Below are 11,201 nucleotides of genomic sequence, written 5' to 3' on the forward strand. Positions count from 1 at the left end.
CCGTCATCTCCAGGTCTTCTTCTTTTTCCAGCGCCGCTCGCCGCGCACGCCGTCGTCCTTCACGCCGAGATAAAACTCCTTGATGTCCTCCTTCTCGCGCAGACGCTCGCAGGTGTCTTCCATGACGATGCGGCCGTTCTCGAGCACGTAGCCATGGTCGGAGGCGTTGAGCGCCATGTTGGCGTTCTGTTCGACCAGCAAGATGGTGGTGCCGCGTTCGCGATTGATGCGTACGACGATCTCGAAGATCTCTTTCGTCAGCTTGGGGCTGAGGCCAAGGCTGGGTTCATCGAGCAGGATGAGGTGCGGCGCGGCCATGATGGCGCGCGAGATGGCGAGCATCTGCTGCTGGCCGCCGGAGAGCAGGCCGGCGTCCTGCGTGGCGCGTTCCCGCAAAATGGGAAAGTAGCTGTAGACGCTTTCTATGTCCCGCGCCACGCCGTCGCGGTCCTTGCGGGTGTAGGCCCCCATCAGCAGGTTGTCCTTCACCGAGAGCAGCGGAAACACCTCGCGGCCTTCGGGCACGTGGCTCAGGCCCTGCTGCACGATGTGCGCCGGGTCCTTGGCGGTGATGTTCTTGCCCTGGAATTCGATGCTGCCTTTTCTGGGATCGATGATTCCTGAGATCGTTTTCAGGATGGTTGTTTTTCCGGCGCCGTTCGAACCCAGGACGGTCACTATTTCGCCTTGCCTGACTTTCAGGCTCACGCCACGGATTGCCTTGATGGGGCCGTAAGCGCTTTCGACGTTGAGCAGTTGGAGGACGACGTCGGTCATGGCGTTGCCCCTCGTGCTTCGGGCGGGGAACGGCGTTGGGGCCCCTGCCCCCGGCGGGCCGACGTCACCGGCCCTTCGGGCTGCCCTGCGCTGCTCACGACAGGCGGGGTCTCGCAGAACTCGCTTCGCTCAAACAGCTGCGAGCCCTGATCCGCCTGTCGCTCCGCTGCTCGGCGGCGCCTCAACGGCCCGCCCGGGGCAGGGGCCCCAACGCCGTGGGCACGCTCAGGGTCGTTCCTCCACCCGGAAGCCTGGTGTGCGGTACGGGGTGGGCTCCCCCTCTGTGCCGCCGAGGAGCGCAGCGTTTCGCGGACAAGGGCTCGCAGCTGTTTGAGCGCAGCGAGTTCTGCGAGACCCCGCGAAACGCGAGCACCGCAGGGGAGCCGCGAAGCGGCCGGCATAGTGGGGGCGACCGCGCCGCACCGCATACCGGGCGTCTCCAACGAAGCAGCGGACAAGACGCTCATGCCGCCACCCTCCTCAAACTGCTCACGTCATCCACAGTCCCGAGGTAGGCCTCAATAACCCGCGAATCAGCCTGCACCTCGCGCGGCGTGCCGGTCGCCAGCACCTCTCCCATGTTCATGGCCAGCACGCGATCCGACACCTTCGACACCAAAGACATGTCGTGCTCCACCATCAGCACTGAAACACCCAGTTCATGCTGAATATCCTGAATCCAGAACGCCATGTCCGCCGTTTCTTCCACATTGAGCCCTGAAGAAGGCTCATCGAGCAACAGCAGCTTCGGCTCAGTGCACAGCGCGCGCGCCAGCTCCACCACCTTGCGCACGCCGTAAGGCAAACCGGCCACCATCGAATCGCGGTGATGCTGCAAGTCCAGCAGGTCGATCACCTGCTCCGCCTTTTCGCGCGCCGCAATCTCGGCACGCCGCGTGGCCGGTGTAAAGAATATCTCGCTCCAGAAACCTGTTTGCCGATGCGTGTGACGGCCGATCAGCAGGTTGTGCAAGACAGTCGCGTGCTCGAAGAGTTCGATGTTCTGGAAAGTGCGCGCAATGCCGAGCGCGGCAATCGCGTGTGGCGCCTGATGCGTCAGGGCCAGCGGCCCCGAGGCCTCGCCATGCCATGTGATCTCGCCCATGGTCGGCGTGTAGATGCGGCTGATCAGGTTGAACACCGTCGTCTTGCCCGCGCCGTTCGGGCCGATCAGCGTGAACACCTCGCCGCGCCGCACATCGAAACTCACCTTGTTGACCGCGAGCACGCCGCCGAAGCGCACGCTCAGGTCCTTGGCGGAGAGAAGGATGTCGCCGCTCATCTCAACCGGTCCGATTTGGTGAACGACTTCTGCCGCTTGAACAAGCCCCGGCGGTAGAACGGAAAGAGCTGCAGCCAGGTGCGGATCTTCAGCCACCGGCCATACAGGCCCAACGGCTCGAACAGCACGAACGCGATCAGCACCACGCCGTACACCAGCCCCTGCAGTCCCGGCGCCTGGCCGACCACGGCCGGCAGCCAGTCCTTGCCCATCGAGATCAGCTGCGGCATCGCAATCAGGAAGATCGCGCCCAGGAACGCACCATGCACCGAGCCCAGGCCACCGATCACCACCATCAGCAGCAAGTCGATCGACTGCAGGATGTTGAACTGGTCCGGCGAGATGAAGCTCAGCTTGTGCGCATACAGCGCGCCGCCCAGACCCGCGAGCGCGGCCGAAATCGCGAACGACATCGTCTTGTAGCGCGCCAGGTGAATGCCCATGCTCTGCGCCGAGATTTCCGAATCGCGAATGGCAACGAAGGCGCGCCCGGTCGGCGAGCGCAGCAGGTTCAGGATGCCCAGTGTGCTGAGCACCGCCACCACCAGGCACAGAAAGTAGAAGCCGTTGCCCGACCCGAGCGACCAGCCGAAGAGCTGCGGCGACTTCACGTGCAGCCCCGCGTTGCCGCCGGTCACGCTTTCCCAGCGCGCGAACACTTCCTCGACGATGAAGCCGAACGACAGCGTCGCAATGCCAAGGTAGATGCCCTTCACGCGCAAGGCCGGCAAGGCCACCACCACGCCCACCGCCGCCGAGAGCGCCGCGGCCGCGAGCAGCGCAATCGGGAACGGAACCCCCATGTTGGTCAGCACGCCCTGCGTGTACGCACCCGCCCCGAGAAAGGCCGCATGCCCGATGGAAAACTGCCCTGTGAAGCCGGCGAGCAGCATCAGCCCCAATCCGACGATGCCGTAGATCATCACGAAGGTCAGCTGCGCGAGCCAGTACTCGTCGATCACCCACGGGGCAACAAGCAGGAAAGCGACCAGCAGGCCGTACCAGAACACCTGGCCACCGTGTCGCGCAAGGCGGATGTCCTGGTCGTAGCTGGTCTTGAAGATGAAGCGCATATCGAGCTAGACCTTCTTGCGCAGCTTCTCGCCGAACAGGCCGTTGGGCTTGATCATGAGCATCAGCAGCACGACGATGTACGGTGCCGTGTCCTTGAACCCATCGGGCAGGTAGAACCCGGCGAACGATTCGACGATGCCGATCACCAGCCCGCCGACGATGGCGCCCGGCAGGCTGCCGAATCCGCCCACCACCGCGGCCGGAAAAGCCTTGAGCCCGATGAAGCCCATGTTCGCGTGCACGAAGGTAATGGGCGCGAGCAGCATGCCGGCAATGGCCGCCACCGCCGCCGCCAGGCCCCACACCAGCCCGTTGAGCCGCTTCACCGGAATGCCCATGTAATAGGCCGCGAGCTGGTTCTGCGAAGAGGCCTGCATCGCAATGCCCAGCTTGCTGTAGCGGAACATCGCAAACAGCAGCCCGCAGAGGATGGCAGTGGCAATGATGATGGCGAGCTGCTCCAGGTTGACCACCAGCTCGCCCACCTTCCATATCTGGTCCTTGTACGGAACGGCGAGCGTGTGGGTGTCGGTGCCGATGCCCGGCACCATGGTGATGAGCCCGCGCGCCACGTACGCAATGCCGATGGTCAGCATCACGATGGAGAACTGCGGCTGCCCGAGGATGGGGCGAATCACCACCAGTTCGAGCAGCACGCCGAAAGCCGCCATGGCCACCAGCGCCAGCACCGCCGCAAGCCAGAACGGCATGCCGAACAGCGACATGCCGGCAAACGCACCGAAGGCTCCGAGCATCATCAGGTCGCCCTGCGCAAAACTCACGGTTTCGGTGGCCTTGTAGATGAGCACGAAGCCCAGCGCAATCAGCCCATAGATGCAGCCTTGCGCAATGCCCGACAGCAGGAGCTGGAGTATTTGCATGCGGCCTCTTCTTTTGCGCTACTGCCGGTAGCCGCCGGCCGCGTCGTGCAGCGCCAGGCGGCGCGAGCCGGCCACGATGTCGCTGGGCTTGAGCCCGTAGACCTGGCGGATCGAATGGCTGAAGTGCGTCGAATCGGGGTAGCCAGTGTCCAGCGCAATGTCGGTCAGCGTGCTGGTCTGGCGCACGTAGCGCAGCAGGCTCCGCGCGCGCTTCCAGGCGCGGAAGGCGCGAAACGCCGTGCCCGTTTCCTGCTTGAACAAGTGCAGAAAGCGCGAGAAAGACAGGTGCACCGAAGCCGCGCAGTCTTCGGCCGAAGTGGGCGCGGCCGGGTCGGCGTTGATGGCATCGATGACCTTGCGGATGCGCGGATCGAGTGCGCGCGGTGCCAGGTCCTCGCCGAAGAACAGGCGATCGAACTCCACCCCTTCGAAGCTCTGGCGCCCCGAGAGCGCAAGCAGATGGGTGTGCGCATCGCGCATGCGCTGCACGAACGCGGGCGCATCGACCGGGCCGCAGTGCTGCAGGTAACCGGGCAGGCGAGAGGGATCGACCGACTCCGATTCGATCAGCAGATTGAAGATGAGCGGGTGTGTGCTTTCAACGCGGTGCGGCACCTGCGGGGGCACCACGAACAGCGCGCCCGTTTGCCATGCGCCGCCGCCGATGCGCAGGCGGTTGGGCGGTGCGCCCGCGGGCGACACATACACGCCGTACCCGCCCATGGTGCGTTCGGCTGCGGCCCCGAGCAGCCCTGCATAGAACACGCGCTGGTGCGTGAGCCACATCAGGCGCTCTCCGCGCTGCCCGGCGCCGCTGCCTGGCAACGTCGTGTTCGATCGCTGCATGCTGTCTGTCTCCTGCATCGGGCCGCGGCCGGCCGATGGCCAGCGCTGCGTTGGCAGGATCGTAGCGGCGAGGGCCTGCTGCGCGGCATGCATTTGCGCGGGGACTTTCCCTAGGCTCATGCGAACGCCCGGCGCGTTCCGGCGTTCGGCAATGCGTCGGGTTGCGCAGCGGTGCGCTGGGCGCCTTCGAACAGGGCGCGGGCCTGGGGGTGCGGCATGGTGTCTCCGGTGGGCCGGGCGGCGTTCGCCCGGTCTCCTTTGCACGATGCCTTCGCGCCTCCGGCCCGGCTTGCGAAAACTGGCTGTGCTTGCCTGCTTGCGCGGGCCGCTCAGGCCTTGCGCGGCTTCACGCGCGAGGCGGCTTCCTTCGCGTTGACGCGCGCGGTGTCCACATCGCCCGCATGCGCGAGGGCCACGCCCATGCGGCGCTTGGCAAAGCTCTCGGGCTTGCCGAACAGCCGGATGTCGCTGCCGGGCACCTGCAGCGCCTCGGCCACGCCGTCGAACGCAATGCCGGTGGCGTCGACACCGCCGTAGATCACCGCGCTGGCGCCCGGGCTCTTGAGCGAGGTGTCCACCGGCAAGCCGAGGATCGCGCGCGCATGCAGCTCGAACTCGTTCTGCCACTGGGTAGCCATGGTCACCATGCCGGTGTCGTGCGGACGCGGGCTCACTTCGCTGAACCAGACCTCTTCGCCCTTCACGAACAGCTCGACGCCGAAGAGGCCCTGGCCGCCGAGGTCAGCCGTGACGGCCTGCGCGATCTGCTGCGCCTTCTGCAGCGCGGCAGGTGCCATGGGGTGCGGCTGCCAGCTTTCAACATAGTCGCCGCTCACCTGCACATGGCCGATGGGTTCGCAGAACTGGGTCTGCACCGCGCCGGCCGCGTCCTTGGCGCGCACGGTGAGCAGCGTGATCTCGTAGTCGAAGTCGATGAAGCCTTCGACGATGACGCGGCCATGGCTCACTCGGCCGCCGGCCATGGCGTAGTCCCACGCCTTCTGCACGTCGGCCGGGCCGTCGATCTTGCTCTGGCCCTTGCCGGAGCTGCTCATCACGGGCTTGACGATGCAAGGGTACCCAATGCCGGCGTCGATGGCCGCCTGCAGCTCGGCCAGCGAGTCGCAGAACTTGTAGGGGCTGGTGGGCACGCCCAGCGTTTCGGCGGCAAGCCGGCGGATGCCTTCGCGGTCCATCGTGAGGCGCGCGGCGCGCGCAGTTGGAATCACGCGCACCACGCCCGCGTCTTCGAGCTGCTGCAGCATTGGCGTGGCAATGGCCTCGATCTCGGGCACCACGAGCATGGGCTTCTCGGCTTCGATCAGCGCCTTGAGTTGCTCGGGGTCGCTCATGGTGATGGTGCGCGCATGGTGCGCCACCTGCTGGCCGGGCGCGTTCTCGTAACGGTCGACCGCAATGGTTTCGACGCCGAGGCGCTGCAGGGCGATCAGCACCTCCTTGCCGAGCTCGCCGGAGCCGAGCAGCATCACGCGGGTGGCGGAAGGGGAAAGAGGGGTGCCGAGGGTGGTCATGGTCGGGGTCGAAAAAGAGAAGAGAAAAAAACGATGGCCGCACTGTAAGCCACCCGGTGGCGGCCGTGTCACTCGCGGCAACAGCAGCCTGGCGGGGCTGCTTCACAATCGATCTCCTGCAACGTGGCCGCCTTCGCGCCACGCGCCCCTTATCCCGTTTTTCTTTATTCAAGGAGTTTTCTCATGACGATCCAGACCGTCGGCATCATCGGCGCCGGAACGATGGGCAATGGCATTGCGCAAGCTTGTGCGGTGGCCGGTGTCAATGTGGTGATGGTCGACATTGCCCAGGCGGCGGTCGACAAGGGCCTGGCCACTGTCTCGGGCAGCCTCGACCGCCTGATCAAGAAAGAAAAGCTCACGGCCGAGCAGAAGACCGCGGCGCTCGCGCTGATCAAGGGCTCGACCAACTACGACGACCTGAAGAGCGCGCAGCTCGTGATCGAAGCCGCCACCGAGAACCATGCGCTCAAGCTCAAGATCCTGAAGCAGGTCGACGAGCTGCTGGCACCCGAGGTGATCATCGCGTCGAACACCTCGTCGATCTCCATCACCCAGCTCGCGGCCGCCACCTCGCGCGCCGACCGCTTCATCGGCATGCACTTTTTCAACCCGGTGCCGATGATGGCGCTGGTGGAGCTGATCCGCGGCTATCTGACGAGCGACGCCACGCACGACGCCGTGAAGGCGCTGGCCGAGAAGCTGGGCAAGTCGCCCATCACGGTGAAGAACGCGCCGGGCTTCGTGGTCAACCGCATCCTGGTGCCGATGATCAACGAGGCGTTCTTCGTGCTGTCCGAAGGCATTGCCACCGCCGAAGACATCGACGCCGGCATGAAGCTGGGCTGCAACCAGCCGATCGGCCCGCTGGCGCTGGCCGACATGATCGGCCTGGATGTGTGCCTGGCTGTGATGGAGGTCTACCTCGAGCAGTTCGGCGATTCCAAGTACCGACCCTGCCCGCTGCTGAAGGAGATGGTCGCGGCCGGCCAGCTCGGGCGCAAGACCGGGCGCGGCGTCTACACCTACTAAGCGCGGCAACAACAAAAACAAGGAGACAAACGCCATGACCGCCACGCCCATCACCCCAACCGCCCCGCCCGCCGAAGGCTGCATCGACACGCAAGTCATCGACCACGTGCTGCTGATCGGCATCAACCGCCCCGCCAAGCGCAACGGCTGGACGCCGCCAATGTTCAAGCAGCTGGCCGAGGCCTACACCCGGCTGGACGACGACCCCGACCTGCGCGTGGGCGTGCTGCATGCCTTTGGCGACCACTTCACCGCGGGCCTGGACCTGCCTGCGGTCACCGAGTACATGAAGCGTGGCGAAAAGGCGATTCCGGCCGGGTTGGTGGAGCCGCACGATTTCGGCCTGCCCGGCTACCGCCGCCGCACCAAGCCGATGGTGGTGGCGGTGAAGGGCATCTGCTTCACGGTCGGCATCGAGCTGATGCTGGGCGCCGACATCGTGGTGGCGGCCGACAACTGCCGCTTCTCGCAGATGGAAGTGCAGCGCGGCATCATGGCCACGGGCGGCGCCACGCTGCGCATGGCCGAGCGCGCGGGCGTGGGCAACGCGATGCTGCACCTGCTCACGGCCGACGAGTTCGACAGCGCCGAGGCCTATCGCCTCAACTTCGTGCAGAAGGTGGTGCCCGCCGGGCAGGAGCTCGACACGGCGCTGGCCATTGCGCAGCGCATCGCGGCGCAAGCGCCACTGGCCGTGGTGGCCACCCGGCTCAATGTGATCAAGGCTGTCGAGCAAGGGCCGCTCGCGGCCGTGTCGGAATTCATCGAAACGCAGAAGCGCCTGTCGAACAGCGAAGATGCGGCCGAAGGCGTGCGTTCGTTCGTCGAGCGCCGGCCGGCGCGCTTCAGCGGCCGCTGACGAGCAAGTTGAAGATGAATCCCACCGGAGCCACGAAGCCCATGTCCTTTTTCCAACGCACGGCGCTCGTCGCCGCCTTCACACTGATTGCCGTGAACACCTCTTCGAACGCCCAGACGCCCGCGCCCGCCGCGCCTCCCGATCCGGCGGCCACTTCGGTCGAGGCCATGGGCTGGATGAAGGGCTTTCCGCCGCCGCCCGACAAGCTGATCACCTTCGACAACCCCGTCGGCGGCGTGTTTCCGCGCACGCGCTGGAGCTTTTCGCACGTGCGAGAAACCGTGCCCACCGCCAATGTGTGGCGCGGCAGCGGCGCGCCCAGCCCGTTGCCGGCGGCGCCGCGCACCGACATCGAAGCCGTCACGTTCAAGCCCCTGGGGAGTACCGGCGAGACCGTGACCTTTGCGCAGATGATTCCGCGCACCTACACCGACGGCATCCTGGTGATGCACCGTGGCCGCGTGGTCTACGAGAAGTACTTCGGCGCGCTCACGCCGGAGCGGCCGCACATCGCGATGTCGGTCACCAAGTCCTTCGTGGGCACGCTGGCGGCCATCCTGGCGGACGAAGGCAAGCTCGACCCTGCGGCACCCGTCACCAAATACCTGCCTGAACTGAAGGACACGGCGTACGGCGACGCCACGGTGCGCCAGGTGATGGACATGACCATCGGCGTGCGCTACTCCGAGAACTACGCAGACCCGAAGGCCGAGGTCTGGGACTATGCGCGCGCCGGCGGCATGCTGACCCAAGGCCCGAACTACACGGGCCCGAAGTCGTTCTACGAATTCCTCGCCACGCTGCAGAAGGAAGGCGCTCATGACGCCGCCTTTGCGTACAAGACGGTGAACGCCGAGGTGCTCGCCTGGATCCTGCGCCGCGTCAGCAACCAGTCGCTCGCCGACTTGCTGAGCGAGAAGATCTGGCGCCGCATCGGCGCCGAGCAGGACGCCTATTTCATGGTCGACCGCATCGGCACCGAATCGGGCGGCGGCGGGCTCAACACGGTGCTGCGCGACCTGGCGCGCTTTGGCGAGACCATGCGCAACGGCGGCCGTGCGACCAACGGGCAGCAGGCCATTCCGAAAGCCGTGGTCGAAGACATCCAGCGCGGCGGCGATGCGGCCAAGTTCGCCAAGGCCGGCTACGCGCTGCTGCCAGGCTGGTCGTACCGCAACATGTGGTGGGTGACGAACAACCCGCACAGTGCCTACATGGCGCGCGGCATCCACGGGCAGAGCATCTATGTCGACCCGAAGGCCGAGATGGTGATCGTGCGCTACGCCGCGCACCCGGTGGCGGCCAATGCGGGGAACGATCCGCTCACGCTGCCCGCGTTCCAGGCGGTAGCTGAAGCGCTGATGCGCCCCTGAGTTCTTTAGAAAAAGCTCAGCCGCCGTCCCGCTCGCGGGCAATGACCAGCAGGCCGTCCATGATCAGGCTTTCGACGAGTTCGAAGTCCCCATTCATGACGGGCGCCATCTTCCAGCCCGCGCCGCCTGTCATGTAGCAGGCCGGCTCGGCGCCGCAGTGCGAGCGCACGTGCTGCACCATGCGCTCCACCGCACCGGCAATGGCATAAGTACCGCCGCTGGTGAGCGCGTCGCTGGTGTTGGTGGGAAATTCGCGTACCTCACCCGTGGGCACGTGCAGCCCGGCCGTGCCTGATTCGAGCGCGCGCAGCATGATGCCATGGCCCGGCAGGATCAACCCGCCCAGGAACTTGCCGCTGGCGTCGATGGCCTCCACCGTGACGGCCGTGCCGATCATCACCACCACCATCGGCCGCGCCGGCCCCGTGCCCAGCATGCGGTGGCGCGCGCCGATCATCGCGACCCAGCGGTCGGCGCCCAGCCGCGTCGGATGGTCGTAGCCGTTGACGATGCCGGCCTCGGCCGCGCTCGCCACCACCCAGCGCGGCGCGCACTCGAAGCGCTCGACGATCTGCTCCTCGGCGCGGCGGCGCACTGCATCGCCGGCCACCACGCAGCCCAGCATGGCGCTTGGCGCGGGCAGGTTGGCCCAGGGGCCTTCGGCAAGGCGCTCGATGTGGTCGAGAAACTCGGCCCCGTGCGCCTGCAGCGCCGCTCCCGGATGCGCGGCATCGTAGAGAGCCCATTTGAGGCGGGTGTTGCCGATGTCGATCGCGAGGAAGGGGGAAGCCATGGGCGGGATTATTGCGACTTTATGTCGCTTACCGCCGCTTGCACTTGCGGCAAGGGACTACGCGCCATGGTCACTTGCCGCCGTTACAGTCGCGATTCCCAATCACCACGGCAGAAGGAGTACCCCATGGGTTTGCTGAGTTTCATCAAGGAAGCAGGAGAAAAGCTGTTCGGCGGTTCATCGGCCCAAGCTGCCGAGCCGGACGCGAACACCAAGGCCGCGGCTGCCATCAAGACCTATATCGAGACGCAAAATCTCGGTCTCACGGGCCTGGAAGTGACCTACACGGCCGCAACGGGCGTCGTCACGCTGGCCGGCCAGGCACCTTCGCAGGAAGCGAGCGAAAAAGCCGGGCTTGCCGCAGGCAACGTCGCGAATGTGACGAGCGTCGACAACAACCTTGTTGCACCGGCGGCAGCGCCCGCGCAGTACCACGATGTGGTGAAGGGCGACACGCTCTCGGCCATTTCGAAGAAGTACTACGGCGATGCCAACAAGTACAACGCGATTTTCGAAGCCAACAAGCCGATGCTGAGCCATCCGGACAAGATCTATCCGGGGCAGAAGCTGCGCATTCCGGCGCTTTGAGCTGAATTCAGCTCACCAATGGAAAGGCCCACTGGAGACGGTGGGCCTTTTGTTTTTCTGCTGTTGTTCTTTGGTGCTGCTGTTCAGGGCGTGTGCAAAGGCCACCGGGTACTCCCCTCCGCGAATGTCCCCCGGGCTTCGCCCTCCTCCTTTATTTCGCTGCG

Annotated in this window: 11 protein-coding genes; 4 read left to right on the forward strand and 7 right to left on the reverse strand. The window is 65.7% G+C overall.

Annotation, left to right across the window (positions count from 1 at the left end; genetic code table 11):
* Positions 1 to 3 precede the first annotated feature (3 nt).
* The 6 genes from V9K97_RS26255 to purT all read right to left on the reverse strand — a co-directional run bounded on the left by V9K97_RS26255 (position 4) and on the right by purT (position 6,392).
* On the reverse strand, positions 4 to 777 hold the full coding sequence (locus V9K97_RS26255) for an ABC transporter ATP-binding protein (RefSeq protein WP_337321710.1): 774 nt from the start codon (positions 775 to 777) through the stop codon (positions 4 to 6).
* A gap of 463 nt (positions 778 to 1,240) precedes the next feature.
* Positions 1,241 to 2,059 carry an ABC transporter ATP-binding protein gene (locus V9K97_RS26260; protein ID WP_337321712.1) on the reverse strand — a complete coding sequence of 273 codons (819 nt, stop codon included), beginning with the start codon at positions 2,057 to 2,059 and terminating at the stop codon, positions 1,241 to 1,243.
* Positions 2,056 to 3,132 (reverse strand): branched-chain amino acid ABC transporter permease, encoded by a 1,077-nt coding sequence (locus V9K97_RS26265; RefSeq protein WP_337321713.1) that lies wholly within the window; start codon positions 3,130 to 3,132, stop codon positions 2,056 to 2,058. The genes V9K97_RS26260 and V9K97_RS26265 overlap by 4 nt, the downstream gene beginning before the upstream one ends.
* A gap of 6 nt (positions 3,133 to 3,138) precedes the next feature.
* Complete coding sequence (locus V9K97_RS26270) at positions 3,139 to 4,014, reverse strand: branched-chain amino acid ABC transporter permease (RefSeq protein ID WP_281146669.1); 876 nt, start codon at positions 4,012 to 4,014, stop codon at positions 3,139 to 3,141.
* 18 nt (positions 4,015 to 4,032) lie between these two features.
* Positions 4,033 to 4,860, reverse strand: a complete 828-nt coding sequence (locus V9K97_RS26275) for an AraC family transcriptional regulator (RefSeq protein WP_337321715.1) — start codon at positions 4,858 to 4,860, stop codon at positions 4,033 to 4,035.
* 329 nt (positions 4,861 to 5,189) lie between these two features.
* On the reverse strand, positions 5,190 to 6,392 hold the full coding sequence (gene purT, locus V9K97_RS26280) for a formate-dependent phosphoribosylglycinamide formyltransferase (protein ID WP_337321717.1): 1,203 nt from the start codon (positions 6,390 to 6,392) through the stop codon (positions 5,190 to 5,192).
* Positions 6,393 to 6,575: 183 nt separating this feature from the next.
* Between purT and V9K97_RS26285 the strand changes: the two genes are divergently transcribed.
* From V9K97_RS26285 to V9K97_RS26295, 3 genes are read left to right on the forward strand one after another with little or no spacing between them, the layout of a single operon-like run.
* Entirely contained in the window at positions 6,576 to 7,424 is an 849-nt protein-coding gene (locus V9K97_RS26285) for a 3-hydroxybutyryl-CoA dehydrogenase (RefSeq protein ID WP_126749873.1), read from the forward strand.
* A 34-nt stretch (positions 7,425 to 7,458) separates the two neighbouring features.
* The gene (locus V9K97_RS26290) at positions 7,459 to 8,283 is read left to right on the forward strand and encodes a crotonase/enoyl-CoA hydratase family protein (RefSeq protein WP_258502738.1); all 825 of its coding nucleotides are present in this window, start codon (positions 7,459 to 7,461) and stop codon (positions 8,281 to 8,283) included.
* Between the two features lie 41 nt (positions 8,284 to 8,324).
* Entirely contained in the window at positions 8,325 to 9,656 is a 1,332-nt protein-coding gene (locus V9K97_RS26295; RefSeq protein WP_337321720.1) for a serine hydrolase domain-containing protein, read from the forward strand.
* A 16-nt stretch (positions 9,657 to 9,672) separates the two neighbouring features.
* On the opposite strand, the gene V9K97_RS26300 is transcribed toward V9K97_RS26295, so the two are convergent.
* Complete coding sequence (locus tag V9K97_RS26300; RefSeq protein ID WP_337298833.1) at positions 9,673 to 10,449, reverse strand: type III pantothenate kinase; 777 nt, start codon at positions 10,447 to 10,449, stop codon at positions 9,673 to 9,675.
* Between the two features lie 126 nt (positions 10,450 to 10,575).
* Between V9K97_RS26300 and lysM the strand changes: the two genes are divergently transcribed.
* Positions 10,576 to 11,037 (forward strand): peptidoglycan-binding protein LysM, encoded by a 462-nt coding sequence (lysM, locus tag V9K97_RS26305; RefSeq protein ID WP_126749877.1) that lies wholly within the window; start codon positions 10,576 to 10,578, stop codon positions 11,035 to 11,037.
* Positions 11,038 to 11,201 lie beyond the last annotated feature (164 nt).

Source organism: Variovorax sp. CCNWLW186 (assembly GCF_037203865.1).
Taxonomy (GTDB): domain Bacteria; phylum Pseudomonadota; class Gammaproteobacteria; order Burkholderiales; family Burkholderiaceae_C; genus Variovorax.

Excerpts from the sequence above, each read along its gene's own strand:
- V9K97_RS26255 (WP_337321710.1), bottom strand. The coding sequence starts at position 777 with ATGACCGACGTCGTCCTCCAACTGCTCAACGTCGAAAGCGCTTACGGC.
- V9K97_RS26260 (WP_337321712.1), bottom strand. The coding sequence starts at position 2,059 with ATGAGCGGCGACATCCTTCTCTCCGCCAAGGACCTGAGCGTGCGCTTC.
- V9K97_RS26265 (WP_337321713.1), bottom strand. The coding sequence starts at position 3,132 with ATGCGCTTCATCTTCAAGACCAGCTACGACCAGGACATCCGCCTTGCG.
- V9K97_RS26270 (WP_281146669.1), bottom strand. The coding sequence starts at position 4,014 with ATGCAAATACTCCAGCTCCTGCTGTCGGGCATTGCGCAAGGCTGCATC.
- V9K97_RS26275 (WP_337321715.1), bottom strand. The coding sequence starts at position 4,860 with ATGCAGCGATCGAACACGACGTTGCCAGGCAGCGGCGCCGGGCAGCGC.
- purT (WP_337321717.1), bottom strand. The coding sequence starts at position 6,392 with ATGACCACCCTCGGCACCCCTCTTTCCCCTTCCGCCACCCGCGTGATG.
- V9K97_RS26285 (WP_126749873.1), top strand. The coding sequence starts at position 6,576 with ATGACGATCCAGACCGTCGGCATCATCGGCGCCGGAACGATGGGCAAT.
- V9K97_RS26290 (WP_258502738.1), top strand. The coding sequence starts at position 7,459 with ATGACCGCCACGCCCATCACCCCAACCGCCCCGCCCGCCGAAGGCTGC.
- V9K97_RS26295 (WP_337321720.1), top strand. The coding sequence starts at position 8,325 with ATGTCCTTTTTCCAACGCACGGCGCTCGTCGCCGCCTTCACACTGATT.
- V9K97_RS26300 (WP_337298833.1), bottom strand. The coding sequence starts at position 10,449 with ATGGCTTCCCCCTTCCTCGCGATCGACATCGGCAACACCCGCCTCAAA.
- lysM (WP_126749877.1), top strand. The coding sequence starts at position 10,576 with ATGGGTTTGCTGAGTTTCATCAAGGAAGCAGGAGAAAAGCTGTTCGGC.